Annotated in this window: 17 protein-coding genes and 1 pseudogene; 11 read left to right on the top strand and 7 right to left on the bottom strand. The window is 66.0% G+C overall.

What is annotated here, in order from left to right:
* Positions 1–20 precede the first annotated feature (20 nt).
* Both ssb and H9K76_RS23620 read left to right on the top strand, forming a co-directional pair.
* Positions 21–595: pseudogene (gene ssb, locus H9K76_RS23625) on the top strand (single-stranded DNA-binding protein).
* Between the two features lie 136 nt (positions 596–731).
* Positions 732–1,292 (top strand): TetR/AcrR family transcriptional regulator, encoded by a 561-nt coding sequence (locus tag H9K76_RS23620; protein WP_187597269.1) that lies wholly within the window; start codon positions 732–734, stop codon positions 1,290–1,292.
* Between the two features lie 33 nt (positions 1,293–1,325).
* Here the strand turns inward: H9K76_RS23620 and H9K76_RS21370 are convergent, their stop codons facing one another.
* Together H9K76_RS21370 and H9K76_RS21365 are read right to left on the bottom strand one after the other, a co-directional pair.
* Positions 1,326–2,528 (bottom strand): M24 family metallopeptidase, encoded by a 1,203-nt coding sequence (locus H9K76_RS21370; RefSeq protein ID WP_187597268.1) that lies wholly within the window; start codon positions 2,526–2,528, stop codon positions 1,326–1,328.
* The gene (locus tag H9K76_RS21365) at positions 2,525–3,493 is read right to left on the bottom strand and encodes a Bug family tripartite tricarboxylate transporter substrate binding protein (RefSeq protein ID WP_187597267.1); all 969 of its coding nucleotides are present in this window, start codon (positions 3,491–3,493) and stop codon (positions 2,525–2,527) included. The genes H9K76_RS21370 and H9K76_RS21365 overlap by 4 nt, the downstream gene beginning before the upstream one ends.
* 185 nt (positions 3,494–3,678) lie before the next feature.
* Between H9K76_RS21365 and H9K76_RS21360 the strand changes: the two genes are divergently transcribed.
* Positions 3,679–5,202, top strand: coding sequence for a rhomboid family intramembrane serine protease (locus H9K76_RS21360; protein ID WP_187597266.1), 1,524 nt, complete (start codon positions 3,679–3,681; stop codon positions 5,200–5,202).
* A gap of 97 nt (positions 5,203–5,299) precedes the next feature.
* Positions 5,300–6,688, top strand: coding sequence for a tetratricopeptide repeat protein (locus H9K76_RS21355; RefSeq protein ID WP_246475188.1), 1,389 nt, complete (start codon positions 5,300–5,302; stop codon positions 6,686–6,688).
* A gap of 45 nt (positions 6,689–6,733) precedes the next feature.
* Here the strand turns inward: H9K76_RS21355 and H9K76_RS21350 are convergent, their stop codons facing one another.
* Complete coding sequence (locus H9K76_RS21350; protein WP_187597265.1) at positions 6,734–7,645, bottom strand: LysR family transcriptional regulator; 912 nt, start codon at positions 7,643–7,645, stop codon at positions 6,734–6,736.
* 167 nt (positions 7,646–7,812) lie between these two features.
* Between H9K76_RS21350 and gcl the strand changes: the two genes are divergently transcribed.
* The 6 genes from gcl to H9K76_RS21320 all read left to right on the top strand — a co-directional run bounded on the left by gcl (position 7,813) and on the right by H9K76_RS21320 (position 13,506).
* Positions 7,813–9,603, top strand: a complete 1,791-nt coding sequence (gene gcl / locus H9K76_RS21345; protein ID WP_187597264.1) for a glyoxylate carboligase — start codon at positions 7,813–7,815, stop codon at positions 9,601–9,603.
* Between the two features lie 89 nt (positions 9,604–9,692).
* A complete protein-coding gene (hyi, locus tag H9K76_RS21340) occupies positions 9,693–10,469 on the top strand; it encodes a hydroxypyruvate isomerase (protein WP_187597263.1) in 777 nt (258 codons plus the stop codon).
* Between the two features lie 66 nt (positions 10,470–10,535).
* Positions 10,536–11,438 (top strand): 2-hydroxy-3-oxopropionate reductase, encoded by a 903-nt coding sequence (glxR, locus tag H9K76_RS21335; RefSeq protein WP_187597262.1) that lies wholly within the window; start codon positions 10,536–10,538, stop codon positions 11,436–11,438.
* On the top strand, positions 11,435–12,721 hold the full coding sequence (locus H9K76_RS21330) for a glycerate kinase type-2 family protein (protein ID WP_223196264.1): 1,287 nt from the start codon (positions 11,435–11,437) through the stop codon (positions 12,719–12,721). The genes glxR and H9K76_RS21330 overlap by 4 nt, the downstream gene beginning before the upstream one ends.
* A gap of 64 nt (positions 12,722–12,785) precedes the next feature.
* Positions 12,786–13,199: a type II toxin-antitoxin system RelE/ParE family toxin gene (locus H9K76_RS21325; RefSeq protein ID WP_246475187.1), complete on the top strand. Its 414-nt coding sequence runs from the start codon at positions 12,786–12,788 to the stop codon at positions 13,197–13,199.
* Positions 13,183–13,506 carry a helix-turn-helix domain-containing protein gene (locus tag H9K76_RS21320; protein WP_187597261.1) on the top strand — a complete coding sequence of 108 codons (324 nt, stop codon included), beginning with the start codon at positions 13,183–13,185 and terminating at the stop codon, positions 13,504–13,506. Before H9K76_RS21325 ends, H9K76_RS21320 begins: the two co-directional genes overlap by 17 nt.
* A 64-nt stretch (positions 13,507–13,570) precedes the next feature.
* Here the strand turns inward: H9K76_RS21320 and H9K76_RS21315 are convergent, their stop codons facing one another.
* From H9K76_RS21315 to H9K76_RS21305, 3 genes are read right to left on the bottom strand one after another with little or no spacing between them, the layout of a single operon-like run.
* Positions 13,571–14,548 (bottom strand): Bug family tripartite tricarboxylate transporter substrate binding protein, encoded by a 978-nt coding sequence (locus H9K76_RS21315; RefSeq protein WP_187597260.1) that lies wholly within the window; start codon positions 14,546–14,548, stop codon positions 13,571–13,573.
* 50 nt (positions 14,549–14,598) lie between these two features.
* Positions 14,599–15,528, bottom strand: coding sequence for an alpha/beta fold hydrolase (locus H9K76_RS21310; RefSeq protein WP_187597259.1), 930 nt, complete (start codon positions 15,526–15,528; stop codon positions 14,599–14,601).
* 12 nt (positions 15,529–15,540) lie between these two features.
* On the bottom strand, positions 15,541–16,386 hold the full coding sequence (locus H9K76_RS21305; protein WP_187597258.1) for a TauD/TfdA dioxygenase family protein: 846 nt from the start codon (positions 16,384–16,386) through the stop codon (positions 15,541–15,543).
* Positions 16,387–16,557: 171 nt separating this feature from the next.
* Between H9K76_RS21305 and H9K76_RS21300 the strand changes: the two genes are divergently transcribed.
* On the top strand, positions 16,558–17,361 hold the full coding sequence (locus H9K76_RS21300; protein ID WP_187597257.1) for an IclR family transcriptional regulator domain-containing protein: 804 nt from the start codon (positions 16,558–16,560) through the stop codon (positions 17,359–17,361).
* Between the two features lie 118 nt (positions 17,362–17,479).
* On the opposite strand, the gene H9K76_RS21295 is transcribed toward H9K76_RS21300, so the two are convergent.
* A complete protein-coding gene (locus H9K76_RS21295) occupies positions 17,480–19,141 on the bottom strand; it encodes an L-lactate permease (RefSeq protein WP_187597256.1) in 1,662 nt (553 codons plus the stop codon).
* Positions 19,142–19,474 lie beyond the last annotated feature (333 nt).

The raw sequence follows: 19,474 nt of genomic DNA, 5'->3' as shown, positions 1-19,474 counted from the left end.
TTTTCGAAGGTATCTGCAGCATGGCATCCGTCAACAAAGTCATCATCGTCGGCAATCTGGGACGCGACCCCGAAATGCGCACGTTCCCCAGCGGCGATCAGGTAGCCAACGTCACCATCGCCACCACGGATCGCTGGCGCGACAAGAACACCGGCGAGAACCGCGAGGCCACCGAATGGCACCGCGTGGTCTTCAACGGCCGCCTGGCGGAGATCGCGGGCCAATACCTGCGCAAGGGCTCGCAGGTCTATGTGGAAGGCTCGCTGCGCACCCGCAAGTGGACCGATCCGCAAAGCGGCCAGGAGCGCTACGCCACCGAGATCCGCGCAGACCAGATGCAGATGCTGGGCAGCCGCCAGGGCATGGGCGGCGGCAACGGCGGTGGTGGTGGCGGCTATGACGACGGTGGCTATGGCGGCAATGACGGCGGCTACGACGCCCCCCGGCCCCGCAGCGCCGCGCCGCGCCCCCCGCCCCCATGGCCCAGCGCCCCGCCCCGGCACCGATGCAGCCACGCCAGGCACCGGCACCGGTGCAGCAGGCGCCGCGTGCGAATTCGGGCTTCGACGACATGGACGACGACATTCCGTTCTGATCACCGCCGCCTAGTAACGGCAGTCAACGGCAGTACGCTCCACGGGTCCCACCTTCGCAAGAAGCGTGGGGCTTTTTGCTTTTCAAGGCCTGCGCCGGCGTGCGCAGCCCTCCCGGTCGACAGACAGGACAGCCCCATGAAAGAAGAGCTCATCCAACGCGCCGCAGGCTACGTGCTCGAGCACGGCCTGCTGGACGGCTCGATCCGCGAGATCGCGAAGAACATCGGCACCAGCCACCGCATGATCAACTACCACTTCGGCAGTTCGGAGGGGTTCTGGGAGGCGCTGGTCAACGAGATCCGGCGCGTCGAGATCGAGCGTTCCCGGCAGTATTTCGCAGCGCACGGGAACTCGCCCCTGATGACGGTGTCACGCGGCTGGGCCTATTTCTCCACGCCCGAGTACCAGCAGATCTTCAAGCTGATCTTCGAGCTCTATGTGAAGACGCTGCGCGCACCGCAGGAGCATGAGGCCTTTGCGCACACCTTTGTCGACCACTGGATCACGCTGCTGTCGGAACGCCTTGCCAGCGATTTCCAGCTTGCATCCGAGGAGGCCCAGGGCTTTGCCCGGCTGCGCCTCGCGTGCATCCGGGGACTGATGCTCGACCTGCTGCTCACCCAGGAGCGCGAGGGCATCGCCAGAGCCGTGGCCCTGTACGACGCCATGTTCGAGCACTGGGTGACGAGCCGGTAGCGGGCTGTCCCTGATCCTTGGCGCTCCGCCCGCTCACGCCGCAAGCGTCGCAAACTCCAGCGACTTCGGCGTGCTGACCAGCACCTCGGGTCGGTCGCCCACCACCACCGTATCGTCGATGCGAAAGCCCCCCAGGCCGTACACGTAGAGCCCCGGCTCGCTGGAATAGACCTCGCCCGCCAGCAGCGGGCGGTAGTTGTAGGCCATGTCCTCCGGATACTCGTGCAGCATCAGGCCGACCGCGTGTCCAGTGCGGTGGAAGACGTACTCGTCAAGCCCCGCCTTCTGGATCACGGCCAACGCCGCAGCGTCGATGTCGCACACGCGGTTGCCCGGGCGCGCCGCAGCAACGCCGGCTTCCGTGGCCGCCATCGCCGTCTCGAAGCAGCGTTTCTGCATGTCGTTCGGCTTGCCCATGAACCAGGTGCGCTCGTTCTCCACAAAGTAGCCGTTCAGGCGCGGCAGCACGAAGTTCACGATGGTGTCGCCCTTGCCGATCACCGCTCCGCAGTTGGCGCCGTCGCCGTGCGGCGATGCGGATGCCGGGCCGCTCAGGGTCCAGCAGCGCATCACCTCGAAGCTTTCGCCGGGAAAGCGCCGCGCGGCCTCCTCCGCCATCAGGGCCGCCACCTGGAAGTCGAGCACCTGGGTCTGGAGGCCGGGCCTGTAGAGCCGCCGGAACTGTTGCTGTGTCCAGTCCGTCAGCGCTGCCAGCGAGCGCATGATGTGCAGTTCCTCGTCGTTCTTCACCCAGCGCAGCGACCGCAGCGTAGCCGTGGCTGGCATGAGCCGCGAGCCGGGCAGCAGCAGCGCAGCCTGTTGCAGGACGCCCGTGGCCGCCTCGGTCAGCAGCGTGCCGGTGGCAAGCCCCGCCTGCCGCAGCACGGAGGCGAGCAGCTGAGGAAGCTCAGCGGGTACCGGAAGGCGCGCGGTGATGCGCGGGTGCTCGGTGTAGAAGTGGATGTCCCGCTCCGCGAGCCAGAGCGTTCCCTTCTTTGCCGAGAACTTCAGGTGGTGCGTGGACAGTTCGTTGAACACCGCATGCAGCGCGCCATTGGCGGTCACCACGCAGAAGATGGGCCGCTCCCACGGCAGCACATCCACCGCGAAGTTCGTTGCGTACTGGATGAAGTCGGAGGTGGTGAAGACGATGCCGTCCGCACCCTGCGCCGCCATGAGTGCCTGCATGGCGCCGATGCGTGCATCGCGCGTTCGGTGGGTCAGGCGAAAGCTCATTGGCGGATCCCCAGTTCATCGATGATCGGTGCCCACAGCGCCGAATCGCGCCGCGTCAGCCTCTGCACGTCCTGCGGGGTGCTCTGCACGGCGGTGAGCGATTGCGCCGCCAGCCGCTCCTGCATCAGCGGGGTCCCGAGGACACGGTTGATCGCGGCATTCATCTTCTCGATGACCTGGCGATCGGTTCCCTTCTTCATCACGATCGAATACCAGCCCGGAACCACCACGTCGTAGCCGAGCTCCTTGTACGTGGGCACGTCCGGGAAGGCCTTGAGCCGCTCGGACCCCGTGACGGCCAGCGGAACCAGCTTGCCCGACTGGATCAGCGGCGCGATGCCGCCCGGCACCGTGGTGTACATCGCGGTGTCGCCCGCGATCACGCTGCTGGAGCCAGCCGCGCCATTGAAGGGCACGTGCACCAGCTGCAGGCCGGTGCGCCTGAGCATCAGTTCGGACGCCAGGTGCGTGGAGTTGCCGATGCCTGCGGACGCAAACGAATACTTGCCGGGGCTGGCCTGCATCAGCGACTTGAATTCGGCAAACGTCCTGACGCCGAGCCTCGGCGAGACCACGGTGATGAACGGGGTGTCCGCAAACACCGCAACGCCCTCGAAGTCCTTCAGCGAGTCGTACGGCAGATGGCTGTAGAGATGCTGGTTCCAGGCCATGTTGGAGACGCCCGCCATGAACATGGCGTGGCCGTCGGCCGGCTGCTGCATGAAGAAGTTCACGGCAATCAGCCCGTTCGCACCCGGCTTGTTCTCGACGACGATGGTTTGCCCGAGCTCCTTGGCCAACGCGTCGGCAAATGCCCTCGCCAGCACGTCCACGCCCGTTCCGGGCGCCATCGGAATCGCGAACCGGATCGGTTTCGATGGCCATCCGGCCTGCGCCGATGCACCCGCCGCAACGCAGGCCAGCACGCACCACGTCAACACGGCTCTCAACAGCTTTCCACGCATGATTTCCTCCTTTGTACCAAGTGGTACACACTATACGAACGACAGCCAAAGGAAGGCCATGGGGGTAATCACCAAGAGAGAGACCGGCTTCGCCGTTCGGCGGCGGGCGACTGCGCTGCGGCAAAAAACACACGCCAGCCCCGAGGGGCCGCCTCAACCGATCCGCGTGCAGCCACAATCGCCGCATGTTCATCGCCATCCCCCTGGAAAACAAGCCATCCTGGAAGTCGCCGCCCTGGATGACGGTGCTGCTCATCGTGATCAACTGCATGGTCTATTTCGGATGGCAGCAATCCGAGGAGAGGGCCGTGGCACGCGCTGCGGAAGGCTACGCAAGGACGGCATTGCCCGCCATCGAGCTGCCGCTGTTCGTCGCCCACCTCGAGGAAGCAAGCCGGCGCGGGGACCGGCGCATCGCGGCGCCGCTGGCGCGCGCGGCCCGACAGATGCTCAAGGGCAAGCAGTACGCGCAGCTCTATGAGCTGATGTGGCAGGAAGGCCGCTTTCGGCAGCAACTCCTCTCGGGCGAGGCCATCGACGCCGACACTCCGCGGTACGAGGAATGGAGCGCCGCCCGCGCACGTTTTGCTCCGCTCGAGCCCCGGGCCTTCACCAGCCGCTGGGCCATGAGCTACGAGAGCGGCGCGGGAGTGCAGCCCGTACAGGCGCTCACCTCCACCTTCCTGCATGGCAGTGTCGGGCATCTGCTCGGCAACATGGTGTTCCTGTTCCTGTTCGGCTTCACGCTGGAGATGGCGCTCGGCGCGTTCGTCTATCTCGCCTTCTACCTGCTATGCGGTTTCGGGGCCTCGCTGTTTGCCGGGCTGTTCTACGACGGCATGGGCGGCCTCGGCCTCGGTGCCTCGGGCGCGATCGCGGGCCTGATGGCGATGTACGCGGTGATGTACCGCATGCGGCGCATCCGCTTCTTCTACATGCTGGCGTTCTACTTCAACTACGCCCAGTGGCCCGCGCTGGTCATGCTGCCGGTGTGGATGGGGTTCGAGTTGGTCCAGCATGTCATCGGCGGCGCGCAGGTGGCCTACATGGCGCACTTTGGCGGCCTGCTCACGGGCGCCGTGCTCATGGGCATCTACATGCAGTTGCAGAAGGTGGAGACCCCGGTCGATGTGGAAGGCGAAGCAAGAAAGGCTGCCGATGCGCATCGCCAGCTCGTCGACGAAGCGGTACGCCGCGCCCGGAAGCACACCGATGCGCTGACCTTCGACCGCGCCGCGAGGGCCTGGCGCGAGGCAGCACGGCTCGCACCCGCCGACCTGAAGATCCTGCGTGCCTGGTTCGAGAGCGCGCGCCACGAACCGGCCGGCGAGGACTTCCATGCCGCCGCGCGCGGCATTTTCAAGCTGTCGGGACGCACCGAGCAGGAACGCGAACTGCAGCACCGCAGCTGGCGCACCTACTGCGAACGCGCGCAGCCCGTGCCACGCATCTCGGACAACACCCTGCACGCACTGGCCCGCAACTTTGTGCGACAGGGCGAATTCGCCGATGCGCAGGCGCTGTGCCGCATGCTGGAGAAATCGGCCATCGCGCGCCCGCATCCGCATTGGAGCGGAACGCTTGCGCTGCTGGCCAATGGCCTGGCCCGATCCGGCAGGATGGACGAAGCGCGGACCTGGCTGCCCGCGCTGCAGCGCGATGCGCCGCAGGAGGCGATCACGCGCTGGCTAGCCGATTCGCGGCCATGACGGGCCTGCATTCCCGGCCCCGCCGGACATCACCGCGCCCGGCAGTCTCGCAGGGGAAACCATGTCGTAACATGGGCGCAGTTCAGGGAGCAGACACATGAGCGACGGGCATTCGCGCAACAGACAGGGCAGGCAGGTCGCAGACGACCACGAGGACGAAGCATCGTCCGGCTGGAACATTCCGCCGTTCTGGCAGAAGCTCAACAGCTTCTTCCTGTTCCCGCTGCAGATGGAGCCGATGATCTACGCCTCCGTCCTGTCGCTGTGCGGCTTCCTGCTGATGGGCGGTTTCTTCTTCGCACTGGTGGCCGGCATCGGACTGATGCTGGCCGTGAGCCGCTATGCATTCAAGGTGGCCGCGCTGGCCTCGCGCGGCATCACCGACAGCGCGGACTACCGCTCCGACATGATGGACGACGCCTGGAAGGCGCTGCCCTGGAAGTTCTTCGGCGTGCTGCTGGTGCACGGCTTCGTGATCGGCTGGACGGCCGGCATCAGCCCCGCCCTGGGTGCCGTCGCCAACCTGCTGTCGTCACTGGCCCTCCCGGCGACGCTGATGGTGCTGATCAACACCTGCAGCCTGCGCGCTGCCATCAACCCCTTCGAGCTGCTCGGCACGATCGCCGGCATCGGCAAGTCGTACCTGCTGCTCTGCCTGTTCCTGTTCCTGCTGATGCAGGGCGTGCCCATGGCGCTCGGGCTGCTGCTGCCCATCGTTCCCCGGTTCGTGCTCGCGCCGCTGATCACCTTCGTGATGATCTACTTCAGCTGGGTGATGGCCGCGATGATCGGCTATGTGATGTACCAGCACCATGCGGCGCTCGACATCGATCCGGTGAAGGCGCCCGACTCCGCTCCGGTGGAGCCCGAGGATCCCGCCGCCGCCGAGGCCAGGCGCCGCGACGCCATGGTGGCCCGGCTCGTGCAGGACGGCGACATGAAGTCCGCGCTCGACAACGCGCGGGAGTGGCAGCGCACCGGCTGGGACAACGCCGCCGACCAGCGCCGCTACCACCGCCTGCTCAAGCTGACCGATCGCACCGACCACCTCGCGCAGCATGCGCAGCGCTTCATTCCGCTGCTGGTCCAGCAGCAGCGCGAAAGCGAGGCTCTCGAAGTCTGGGGCAGTTGCTACAAGCGGGCACCGCAGTTCACGCTCGACTCCGCGGACCATACGCTGGCGCTCGCGCGCTTTGCGTGGAAGGGAATGCAGTCGGGCCACGTGCTGGCGCTCTTGCAGGGCTTCGAGAAACAGCATCCCGGTCACGACCGCACGCCCGAGGCGCTTGAGCTCATCGTCCGTGCGCTCAAGCAGGGCGCGAACAAACCCGATCAGGCGCTGCGCGTCTTCATGCGCATGAAGACACGCTATCCCGACCATCCCGGCACCCAGGAGGCCGAGTGGATCCTGCGCGATGATCTGCAGAAGGTGTTGGGGCAGGACCCGGCCAAGGCCTCAGGCACGCCTGCCGCCACCGCGCCCTGAACGTCTCTCGCACCCTCTCTCGCATCCCCGCGCTCAACGTCGCGTTCAGCGCCGCGCGGGACGCCACCAGTCGTCGGTGAACTCGCTCTTGAGCCAGGCCACCAGTTCCTGCACCTTCGCGGGCACGAGGCGCGGCGAGGGGAACACCGCATGGATCTCCTGCGTGGGCAGGTTCCAGCCATCGAGCACCGGCACGAGCTCACCGGTGCGCAGGCCATCGTGCGCGACGTAGTGCGGAAGCACGGCGATGCCGAAGCCGTCGCGCGCTGCCGCCAGCAATACAGAGAGATTGTTGGAGCGCAGGCGGCCATTCACCGCAATCGCCTGCGTGCTCTCGTGCGCGGTACTGAAATGCCAGATCGCATCGCCCTGCACCGTGCTGTAGACCAGCGCATCGTGGGCCGCAAGATCGGCGGGTTGCGTGGGCGCTCCATGCTCGCGCAGATAGTTCGGCGAGGCCACCACGACCCACGGGCTCACGCCCAGGTAGGTGGCGCCAAGCGATGAGTCGGCCAGCCGGCCCATGCGGATGGCGACATCCACGCCCTGCTCCACCAGGTTCACGTAGCGGTCGTCAAAGCTCAGGTCCACGCGCAACAGGGGGTGCGTGCGCATGAAGTTGCTCACCATCGGCGCCAGCACCCGCCGGCCGAACGCGATCGAGGTGCTGATGCGCAGGACGCCCTGCACCTGCGACTGCATGAGGGACGCGACCGAACGCGCCTCCTCGTCATGGTGCACGATGAGCTTGCACTTGTCATAGTAGAGCTTGCCCACCTCGGTGGGTGTCACGCCATGCGTGGAGCGGTGCAGCAGGCGCGCACCCAGTTCCTTTTCCATGCGGGCGATCTGCTTGGTGGCCGAGGGCTGCCCCATGCCCAGTTCGGCCGCGGCACGGCTGAACGAGCCCAGGTCGACGACGCGGGTGAACAGAAGAAGCGCTTGTATTCGGTCCATGGCCAGATCACAGGAAGGGTGCAGGAAGGGCGGAAATCGATGGTCGGGGGTATTCCACCACGGAATAAACGTCATGCAGCGTACCAGCATTCCCGAAATCCGCGCAAACGGGGACGATGACGACAACTCACCAATCATCCAACTCAACCGTTTTGCAGGAGACTCACATGGCGAAGATGAAGGCCGCGATGGCCGCAGTGCTGGTAATGGAGAAGGAAGGCATCACGCAGGCATTCGGCGTGCCCGGCGCCGCGATCAACCCGCTGTATGCCGCCTTGCGCGAACGCATGTCGATCGCCCACGTGCTGGCACGCCATGTCGAGGGCGCCTCGCACATGGCCGAGGGCTACACCCGCGCCAAGGCCGGCAACATCGGCGTGTGCATCGGCACCAGCGGCCCGGCGGGCACCGACATGATCACGGGCCTGTATTCCGCCAGCGCGGACAGCATCCCGATTCTCTGCATCACCGGCCAGGCGCCACGCGCCCGCCTGTACAAGGAGGATTTCCAGGCCGTGGACATCGAGTCCATCGCCAAGCCCGTGACCAAGTGGGCCGTCACCGTGCGCGAGCCTGCACAGGTGCCGCGCGTGCTGCAGCAGGCCTTCCACCTGATGCGCTCGGGCCGCCCGGGACCGGTGCTCGTGGACCTGCCGTTCGACGTGCAGATGGCCGAGATCGAGTTCGACATCGACACCTACGAGCCCCTGCCGGTCTACAAGCCAGCCGCCACGCGCAAGCAGATCGAGAAGGCACTGGACATGCTGGCCGCAGCCGACAAGCCGCTGATCGTGGCCGGTGGCGGCATCATCAATGCCGACGCATCCGGACTGCTGGTCGAGCTGGCCGAACTCACCGGCGTGCCCGTGATCCCCACGCTCATGGGCTGGGGCACGATTCCCGATGACCACCCGCTCATGGCCGGCATGTGCGGCCTGCAGACCAGCCACCGCTATGGCAATGCCAGCATGCTGGCGAGCGACTTCGTGCTCGGTATCGGCAACCGCTGGGCCAACCGCCACACGGGTTCGGTCGAGGTCTACACCCAGGGCCGCAAGTTCGTGCACGTGGACATCGAGCCCACGCAGATCGGCCGCGTGTTCAACCCGGACCTGGGCATCGTCTCCGACGCCAAGGCCGCACTCGAGCTCTTCGTGCAGGTGGCACGCGAACGCAAGCAGGCCGGCGAACTCCGGGACTACTCCACCTGGGCCGCACGCTGCGCCGAGCGCAAGTCGCTGATGCAGCGCCGCACGAACTACGACAACGTGCCGATCAAGCCCCAGCGCGTCTATGCCGAAATGAACGCGGTGTTCGGCAAGGACACGGTCTTTGTCTCCACCATCGGCCTCTCGCAGATCGCCGGCGCGCAGTTCCTGCACGTCTACGGCCCGCGCCAGTGGATCAACTGCGGCCAGGCCGGCCCGCTCGGCTGGACGATCCCCGCCGCCCTGGGTGTGGTCGCCGCCGATCCGAACAAGACCGTGGTCGGCCTCTCGGGCGACTATGACTTCCAGTTCCTCATGGAAGAGCTGGCCGTGGGTGCGCAGTTCAACCTGCCCTACGTGCAGGTGCTGGTGAACAACAGCTACCTGGGCCTGATCCGCCAGTCGCAGCGCGGCTTCGACATGGACTACTGCGTGCAGCTTGCCTTCGAGAACGACAACGTGACGGACCCCGACCTCAAGGCCTACGGCGTGGACCACGGACAGGTGGTGCGCGGCCTCGGCTGCAAGGCCCTGCGCGTGACCGATCCGGCCAAGCTGCAGGACGCGCTGCGCGAGGCGCAATCGCTGGCACGCGAACACCGCGTTCCGGTCGTGGTGGAGGTGATCCTCGAGCGTGTGACCAACATCGCGATGGGCACCGAAATCGACAAGGTCGTCGAGTTCGAGGACATCGACTGCCGCCACCCGCAGGGCACCGAAGGACTCGTGGCCGCCGGCCTGCTGGATTGAACGACCTCGCCGAATGCGCGCTCCCCGCGGGCGGCATTCGGCACACGCACCCACGCCATCACCAAGAATCAAGACCCAAGGAGTTTTTCATGCCCCGTTTTGCCGCGAACCTCTCGATGATGTTCAACGAGGTGCCGTTCCTCGATCGCTTCGATCTGGCCGCCAAGGCCGGATTCCAGGCCGTGGAGTTCATGTTTCCCTATGCGTTCTCCGCCAAGGAAATCCGCACGCGCCTGGACAGCAATGGCCTTGCGCTCGTCCTGCACAACCTGCCCGCCGGCGACTGGGAAGCGGGTGAGCGCGGCATCGCCTGCCAGCCCGAAAAGGCTGCGCAGTTCCGCGAAGGCGTGGCCAAGGCCATCGACTACGCAGGCGCACTGGGCGTCAAGCAGCTCAACTGCCTGGCCGGCAAGGCACCCGATGGAGTGTCCGCCGACGCGCTGCGCGCCACGTTCCTCGAGAACCTGCGCTTTGCCGCCGACCAGCTACGCGGCGCGGGCCTCGACCTGCTGATCGAGCCGGTCAACACCTTCGACATCCCCGGCTTCTACCTGAACCGCCCGGTGCAGGCGGTGGCGCTGCTCGAAGAGCTCGACCTGCCCAACGCCTTCCTGCAGTACGACCTGTACCACACGCAGCGCATGCAGGGGGAGCTTGCCTCCACGCTGACCAAGTACCTGCCGCTGATCCGCCATGTGCAGATCGCGGACAACCCCGGCCGCAACGAGCCCGGTACCGGCGAGATCAACTACCCGTTCCTGTTCGCGCTGCTCGACCGCGTGGGATACACGGGCTGGGTGGGCTGCGAATACAAGCCCGCGACGACCACCGAAGCGGGCCTGGGCTGGCTGCATGCATTCGCGTGATGCGCGCCCGATGCACCCGTGAACGAACAACAGATGAATGAACAGTGATTCAAGGAGAACACAGAGATGACAGACAAACCACAGAAAATCGGCTTCGTCGGACTCGGCATCATGGGCGCGCCCATGGCATGGCAGCTCATCAAGGCGGGGCACCAGCTGTTCGTGCACACGCGCGGCAAGATCGCCGACCAGATCGCTGAATCGAGTGCCACCAAGTGCGTGAGCGCGCGCGGCGTGGCCGAGCGCGCGGACATCATCTTCTGCATGCTTCCCGATACGCCCGACGTGGAGAGCGTGCTGTTCGGCGAGAACGGCATCGCCGCGGGCCTCAGCAAGGGCAAGATCGTGGTGGACATGAGCTCCATCTCGCCGATCGCCACCAAGGACTTCGCCAAGCGCATCAATGCGCTCGGCTGCGACTACCTCGACGCACCGGTCTCGGGCGGCGAAGTGGGTGCCAAGAACGCCACGCTGTCGATCATGGTCGGAGGAGAGGATGCGGTGTTCGAACGCGTGAAGCCGCTCTTCGAACTCATGGGCAAGAACATCACGCTCGTGGGCGGCAACGGCGACGGCCAGACCGCCAAGGTGGCCAACCAGATCATCGTGGCGCTGAACATCGAAGCCGTGGGAGAAGCGCTGCTGTTCGCATCGCGCGCAGGTGCCGACCCGGCACGCGTGCGCCAGGCACTGATGGGCGGCTTTGCCTCCAGCAAGATCCTCGAAGTGCACGGCGAGCGCATGATCAAGCGCACCTTCGATCCGGGCTTCCGCATCGAGCTGCACCAGAAGGACCTGAACCTCGCGCTCAGCAGCGCACGCAGCCTGGGCGTCTCGCTGCCCAACACCGCCATCGCCCAACAGTTGTTCAGCAGCTGCGTGTCCTACGGCGGCAAGGCATGGGATCACTCCGGCATGGTTCGCGCACTGGAAAAGATGGCCAACTTCGAGATCGGACAGAAGGCATGATGACAGGCACCACAGCGCCGGCGGACCTGCTGCGCCGCATGTTCGATGCAGCCGTGGCGAGCGCCCAGCCCGCGCTGTGCGTGCCGCCGCACCTGCCCACACCCCGGCAACTGGAAGGTGGCAGGCTCATCGTGATAGGTGCGGGCAAGGCCTCGGCCGCCATGGCGGAAGCGGTCGAGACGCACTGGAGCGGGCCGCTCTCGGGACTCGTCGTCACCCGCTATGGCTACGGTGCGCCCTGCTCGCGCATCGAGATCGTCGAAGCCGCGCACCCCGTTCCCGACGCCGCGGGCCTGCAGGCCGCCCAGCGCATGCTGGAGCTGGTGCGAGGACTGAAGCCGGAAGACACCGTGCTGTGCCTGATCTCGGGCGGCGGCTCCGCGCTGCTGCCGATGCCGCTGCCCGGCCTCACGCTCGAGGACAAGCAGGCCATCAACCAGGCACTGCTCCAGAGCGGCGCCACCATCGGCGAGATGAACTGCGTGCGCCGCCACCTCTCCGCGATCAAGGGCGGTCGCCTGGCCGCTGCCTGCCATCCGGCGCGCGTGATCACGCTGCTGATGTCCGACGTGCCGGGCGACTCGCCCGTGGACATCGCCTCCGGGCCCACCGTGGCCGACCCCAGCACCTGCGCCGATGCACTCGCCATCGTGCGGCGCTACGGCATCGCACTGCCGCCGGCGGCACGCCGGCTGCTCGAGGAAGGCGACGCCGCCGAATCCATCAAGCCCGGCGACGCGCGCCTCGCACGCAGCGAAACCCGCATGGTTGCCACCCCGCAGATGGCGCTCGAGGCGGCCGCCGACGTCGCACGCAGGGCCGGATACGCCGCCCACATCCTCGGTGACGCCATCGAAGGCGAGGCCCGCGACGTGGGCAAGGTCCTCGCCGGCATCGCGCTGCAGACCGCCAACCGCGACCAGCCGTTCCGGACACCGTGCGTGCTGCTGTCGGGCGGCGAGACCACCGTCACGCTGCGCGGCACCGGCCGCGGCGGCCGCAACGTCGAATGCCTGCTCTCCCTGGCCCTCGCACTGCGCGGCCACCCCGAAATCCACGCACTCATGGGCGACACCGACGGCGTGGACGGCGCGGAAGACATCGCCGGCGCCATCGCCGGCCCGCAGACCCTCGATCGCGCCTGGGCCCTGGGCCTGCGCCCGGCCGACGAACTCGCCAACAACAACGGGCACGGCTTCTTCCAGGCATTGGGCGATTCGGTGATCACGGGCCCCACGCGCACGAACGTGAATGACTTTCGGGCGATCCTGGTGACGGATTGAGGCGGCGACAGGCGCCTTTGACTGCAATCAGTTGATGATGTAGCATTAGATGCTACTTTTCTGCATGACCCACGTCGTGCAGAAAAAGCGCTCGCCCCCGCTCCGGGATGCCATGTCCCCGCGGGTTTTCAAATCTTCCTGGTTCGACAAGGCTGCCCGTAAGGCATTGATCACCGACGAAGAGCTATGCCATGCGGCAAGACAGGCGATGCAAGGACAAGCCGACGATCTTGGCGGAGGCGTGTACAAAAAGCGCCTGAACGGCAACAGGCACAGATCCATCGTACTTGCCAGAGGTGGGCACTATTGGGTGTACCAGTTCCTGTTCGCCAAGAAGGAGCGCGCCAATATTGAAGATTCGGAGCTGGCTTCGTTCCGGCACCTGGCCAGGCAGTATTCGCAACTCAGCCCGGAGCAGGTGGCGCAGATGCTTGCGATCCGCGAATTCCTGGAGATCTGCCATGACTGCCAAGACTAAGTTCAAAAGCGATGCCTTCGAGGCAATCCATGCGTCTGCGCAGGCACTGCACAGGATTGGCGCAATCGACAAGGCCACACTGCGGACCTTTGACGACTCCTGTATTGCGCCCACACCGGAAATCGGCCCCGAGCAAATCAAGCGCATCCGCATCGAAAACAATCTGAGCCAGCCGATATTCGCCATGTACCTCAACACCACCGAGTCCACCGTTCAGAAATGGGAAACCGGCGCCAACCGACCCAGCGGCACGGCCCTCAAGCTGCTGCACATCGTGCAAAAGCATGGACTCAAAATACTGAGTTGAGCGCCATCCATGAAATCCATGCGGCCCACTTGCGCGGGCGCTCCGTTTGGGGGGCTGGGCAACTTCAGTACTTGATATCCCGCTCCTTGATGAGCTTGCCCCAGCGCTCGGTGTCCTGCGCCAGGTACCTGGCGAATTCCTCGGGTGTGCCGCCGCCGGCGGTGGCGCCGATGGACTCCCATTTCGGCTGCACTTCAGGGCTGCGGACGACCTCGGTGATGTCCGAGGCGAGCTGGTTCACGATGTCCCTGGGTGTTCCCGCGGGCACGAAGATCCCGTACCACGCCGAGGCCTCGTAGCCGGGCAGCCCCTGCTCGATCACCGTGGGCACGTTGGGCAGCCACGGCAGGCGTTTGGGCGACGTGACCGCAAGCGGCACGACGCGCCCCGCCTTGATCTGCTGGAGCACGCCGTTATCGAACATGATGTCCACGCGTCCGGCCAGCAGGTCCTGCTGCGCCGGTGCGCTTCCCTTGTAGGGCACGTGCATGAGCTTCACGTCGGCCATGCTGGAGAACAGTTCGCCCGAAAGGTGGGTGGACGTGGCCGTGCCTGTGGAGGCGAACGAGATGACTCCCGGCGACGCCTTGGCCTTGGCAATCAGTTCCTGCACATTCTTCACGCCCACGGTGGGCGCGGCCACGAGCACGTTCGAGATCGTGGTCAGCGGCGTGACGGGAACAAAGTCCTTGAGCGGTTCGTACGGCAGCTTGTCCATCAGGAACTTGTTGAGCATGAACGGCATCGCCGTCAGCAGCAGCGTGTGTCCGTCCGGCGGCGACTTGATGACCGCCTCGGTCGCGATCACCGTGTTGCCGCCCGGCTTGTTTTCGACGATCACGGGCTGCTTCCATTTTTCCGACAAGCGCTGCCCGACGATGCGCGCCTGGATGTCGGTCGCTCCGCCCGGTGGATACGCGACGATCAGGCGCACCGGCTTGCTCGGCCAGTTCTGGGGCTGGGCCATCGCTGCAGGCGCGATGGAGGACATGCCGGCAGCGGCGATCAGCGCGCTGAGCAGGGTACGGCGTGGGATGTTCATGGTCATTGTCTCTTTCATTGTTGTTGCCGCGGCAGCGCCGCATTGGCGTTTCATCGGTCGCCGCTCCGGTAGGCGGGCTTCAGCGGCGCCCCTGCGAGCCAGGTCCGGATCGGCTCCGTCCAGGCCTGCGGGTCGTAGAGCAAGGCCTGGTGGCCGTAGGGGGTGTGCACGACATGCGTGCCGGTGGCGGAGGATGGAGGCGGCGGGAACAGCCTGTCCGAGGAGGCATGGACCAGGGTGGTGTCCGCGGGAAGCGTGCCGACGTCGAAGCCGGCGGCCGCCGCACGCAGGCGCCACAGCGAATCCGCAGTGAACTCCCGCGCCCAGCGGCCGACACGCTCGCGCTCGCGCCGGTGCGCCTCGGGACCCTGGTCTTCCACCCATTCCGGCAGCCCCGATCGCTGGAGCACGTCCAGCCGGAAGCCGGCCCGCTGCGCGGGCTCGGCCAGGCCACGCAGCATGGGCAGCTCATCCGCGCTGCCACGCCCCTTCGGTGCGGTGCACAGGCCCAGGACGCGCCTGACGCGCCGCGGATAGTCCGCCTTCAGCTGCAGCGCCACGTAGCCGCCGAACGAATAGCCGATGGCGCCCTCGAGCGCATCGATACCCAGTTGCTCCAGCAGCGCATCGACAGCGCCTGCCATGCCGCGGACGGACGCGTGGGCATCCTGTGCGCCCTGCCACTGCGAGCCATAGGAGGAGCCCGGCAGGTTCACGGTGAGGACCTGGCAGCGGTCCGTGTCCAGCGCCTGCCCCGGGCCCACCCATGCGCCGGCCCATCCGGAATCGGCGGCACGCGCATCCCCCGCCACCGCATAGTGGCTGCCCGTGTAGCCGTGCAGCAGCAGGTAGGTTGGCGCATGCCGCGGGCCGCACAGGGTATAGGCCAGTTGCAGCCGCACGACCGCGCCATCGGCAAGACGGAAATCATCCAGTGTCGTCTGCGCGCACTGCACTTCGGGCTCCGGGCCGCGTTGCATGGCCTGCGCCCCTCAGACCGGACGCTCGCCGCGCACCGTCGTGCGGTACAGCGTGCGGTGCTGGCCGGCCGGCAGGTCGCGCGTCGTGGCGCTGTGCATGGTGGAACGGTTGTCCCACATCACCACGTCGCCGGGGCTCCAGCGGAAGTCGTAGCGGAAGTCCGGGCGGATCGTGTGCTCGAACAGGTACTCGAGAATTGCATTGCTCTCCTCTGCCGGCATTCCGACGATCTCCGCCGTCATACCCTTGTGCGCGAAGATGGACTTGCGGCCGGTATCCGGGTTGGTGCGGATCAGCGGATGGACCACATCCGGCGTCTGCGCCTTCTGCGCCTCGTTCAGTTCCACGCGCGTGCTCTGGCCGTCCGTATTCTGCTTGCGGCGGTAGCGATGCACCGCGTGCAAACCAGCGAGGCGCTGCTTCCACTCGGGGGAAAGGGCTTCGTAGGCCGCCTCCATGTCGACGAACAGCGTGTCTCCGCCTTCGGGCGGAATCTCCAGCGCATTGAGGATCGTGGCCTTCGCGGGCTGCTCCTGGAACGCGAGATCCGAATGCCAGTAGGAGCCGCCGTCCGCAATGCCCATGGGCTGCCCGTCCACCACGCGGTTGGAGAGCCGGAAGATTTCCGGATGCTCCGGGTGGTTGTACTGCGTGAGCAGGTGCACCTCCAGCGGGCCGAAGCGGCGGCTGAACTCGATCTGTGCCGCCGCCGAGAGCGACTGGTTCTTGAAGCAGACGAGCTTGTTGTCCACGAAGACCTTGTGGATCTCGGCGAATTCGTCGTCGGTGAAGGCGCGCGCCAGGTCGATGTCGCTGACCGCAGCGCCGAAGCGCTCCGAGAGGGGGGAAATCTGCATGTCTCTTGCTCCTTGTTTAATTAGCGAACAGTTGTTCGCTAATTAATCTATATCAAAGTTTCGCTTCTGTCGAGCCCTTCACGATTTATCCTTGGAGCCCGCAGCCCCAAGCCGCCGGGGTCGCCTCGCCGCTTTCAGGATTCACAGGCCACACATTTCCGGATCAATCCAATGCAGAAGAAGAACGCACCGCCCGTGGCGGCAGAGCCCGAGGGGAAACGGGAGTTTCTGGACGCGCTGGCCAATGGGCTCCAGCTCATGGAGGCTTTCAACGAGGAGATGCGCAGTGTCACGATCCAGTCTGCCGCCGAGCTGCTCGGGGTCACGCGCCCGGCGTCCCGGCGCATCCTGCTCACGCTGGTCGAGCTTGGGTACATGCAGCAGAACGACCGCCAGTTCTCGCTGGCCCCCCGCTGCATCGAACTGGGATACCGCTATTTCCGCTCCCTGGGGCTGGCCGGTGCCGTGCGCCCCCACCTGCGCAGGCTCTCGCGCGAGCTGGGCGTGGGCGCGGCCCTGGGGATCCTGTCCGATGCCGACGTGCTGTTCGTCGAGCGGGTGGAGGCCGACCGCCCGATCAAGCTCGACCTGCGTGCGGGCGACCGCCTGCCCGCCTACGCGCACTCGCTCGGACGGGTGCTGCTCGCCCAGCTCCCGCCGGACCAGCTGGCCGCGCATCTGCCGCAGGGAACAATGCACCAGCTCGCGCAGCGCACCGTCACGGAACGCCAGGAGCTCGGCCAGGAACTCGAGCGCATCCGCGAGCGCGGCTGGAGCTTCGTGAACTCCGAGCTGGTCAACGGCCTGTTCGGCGTGGCGATCGCACTGCCCGGCTCGGGGGGGCAGAGCACCATCGGCCTCAATGTCACCTCGATCGGCGAGCCCTGGTCCGTCCGGGAAATCGAGGAGCGCATCGTGCCGGCCCTGCAGGAATGCGCGCAGGCCATGCGGCCGATCACCGACTCGCTGGCCTGAGCAGCGGGCAGAGGACTGCGCGCCGCAAACGACAAGGCCCGCTTGCGCGGGCCTTGTCGCCTCTGGATCGTCTCCAGGTCGTCACCGGGCCATCAGCCCGGCGCGGATCACTGCCGCGTCACTTCACCACCATCAGGGTGAACGGCCAGACATAGGCCTGCATCGTCACGTACAGGCCCACCAGGCAGGCCAGCGCGATGGAGTGGAAGAACACGTAGCGCAGGATGTCGCCTTCGCGGTTGAACCAGCGCGTGGCGGTGGAGGCCACCACGATCGACTGCGCGTCGATCATCTTGCCCATCACGCCGCCGGAGCTGTTGGCCGCGCCCATCAGGTTGGGCGACAGGCCCAGCTGGTCGGCCGCCACCTTCTGCATGCCGCCGAACAGCACGTTCGATGCCGTGTCGGAGCCGGTCAGCGCCACGCCCAGCCAGCCCATCAGCGTGCCGAAGAAGGGATAGAGCACGCCGGTGTTGGCAAACGCCAGGCCCAGGGTCGTGTCGGTGCCGGAGTAGCGCGTGAGCGTGCCCAGCGCGAGCATCAGCACGATGGTCAGCAGCGAGTAGCGCACCAGCCACATCGTCTTGAAGAAGGTGCGCACGATGGCGACCGGGTTGTACTTCATCAGGAAACCGCTGAGCACGGCGGACAGCAGGATGGCCGTGCCGGTGGCCGACAGCAGGTTCAGCACGTAGACGGCGCCTTCCTTGGTCGGCTGGGTCACGACGGGCGGCACCTTCTCGATCATGTTGTGCAGGCCCGTCATCGGGAACGATGGAGCAAACAGGCTGTTCAGCCAGGCCTTCACGGACGGCAGGCCCCAGATGAACACGAACACCGACAGGATCACCCACGGCATCCATGCGGCGATCAGCGCCTGCCTGCTGTGCTTGACCACGGGCTGGGGCGGCTTCACCTCGGAGGCGCTGACATCCTTGCCGCGCAGCGAGGCCGATGTCCAGATTTTCTTGGGCTGCCACACGCGCAGGAAGCCCACCAGGCAGATCATCGAGACGATGGCCGCGATGATGTCCACCAGCTCGGGGCCGATGTAGTTGGACACCAGGAACTGCGGAACCGCGAAGCTCACGCCCGCCACCAGGATGGCCGGCCAGATCTCCATCATGCCCTTGCGGCCCGCGAAGGCCCAGATCAGCCAGAACGGAACAAGCACCGAGAAGAACGGCAGCTGGCGGCCGATCATCGCGGTCACTTCCATCAGGTCGTAGCCGTGCACCTTGGCCAGTGTGATCACCGGCGTGCCCAGAGCGCCAAAGGCCACCGGGGCGGTATTGGCGATCAGCGACAGGCCCGAGGCGGCCAAGGGCGAGAAGCCCAGGCCGATCAGGATCGCGGCCGTCACGGCCACCGGCGTGCCGAAGCCCGCCGCGCCCTCGAAGAACGCACCGAAGCAGAACGCGATCAGCAGCAGCTGGATACGGCGGTCCTCGGTGATGCCCGAGAGCGAATCCTGCAGCACCTTGAAGCTGCCGTTCTGCTCGGTCAGCTGGTGCAGGAAGATGATGTTGAGCACGATCCAGCCGATCGGCAGCAACCCGGTGAAGCCACCGAACAGTGCGGCGCGGCCGGCCATGTCGGCCGGCATGCCATACGCGAAGACCGCCACGAGCAGCGCGGCGATCAGCCCCATGCCCGCTGCGATGTGCGCCTTGATGTGAAAGAAACCCAGTGCCGCCAGCATCACCACCACGGGTATTGCCGCGAGCAGGGTGGAAACCACCATGTTCCCGATCGGATCATAGACCTGCTGCCAAATCATCTGACATGCCCCTTATCTGCTGTGTTAATTAGCCTGCTGTTGTGAATCAACTGCCCGGAACCGCCAGCCCCGATGGAGGCCGCAATGAGTTTCGGACAACTTTTTTGACATGCGTGAGCGGGCAAACCCGCTCAAGAACTATCGGCATGGCATCAGCGATGCGCCCAAGTCCTATCCGCAAAACGGGCGCGAGTGTATTGGCGAGTCAAGCGCCGCAGCATCAGAGGGAACACCAAGAAGGCGCGAAAGCAACGCGCGCCCAGAGGGGCGCGCGTTGTTCGAAATCTTTTCAATTGACTTCAGATTTTTTCAAATCCACCATTCACCCACCTT

It is taken from the genome of Diaphorobacter ruginosibacter (assembly GCF_014395975.1).
Classification (GTDB): domain Bacteria; phylum Pseudomonadota; class Gammaproteobacteria; order Burkholderiales; family Burkholderiaceae_C; genus Diaphorobacter_A; species Diaphorobacter_A ruginosibacter.
The sequence above is the reverse complement of the archived record's forward strand: the minus strand, read 5'-3'. Positions and strand labels throughout refer to the sequence as shown.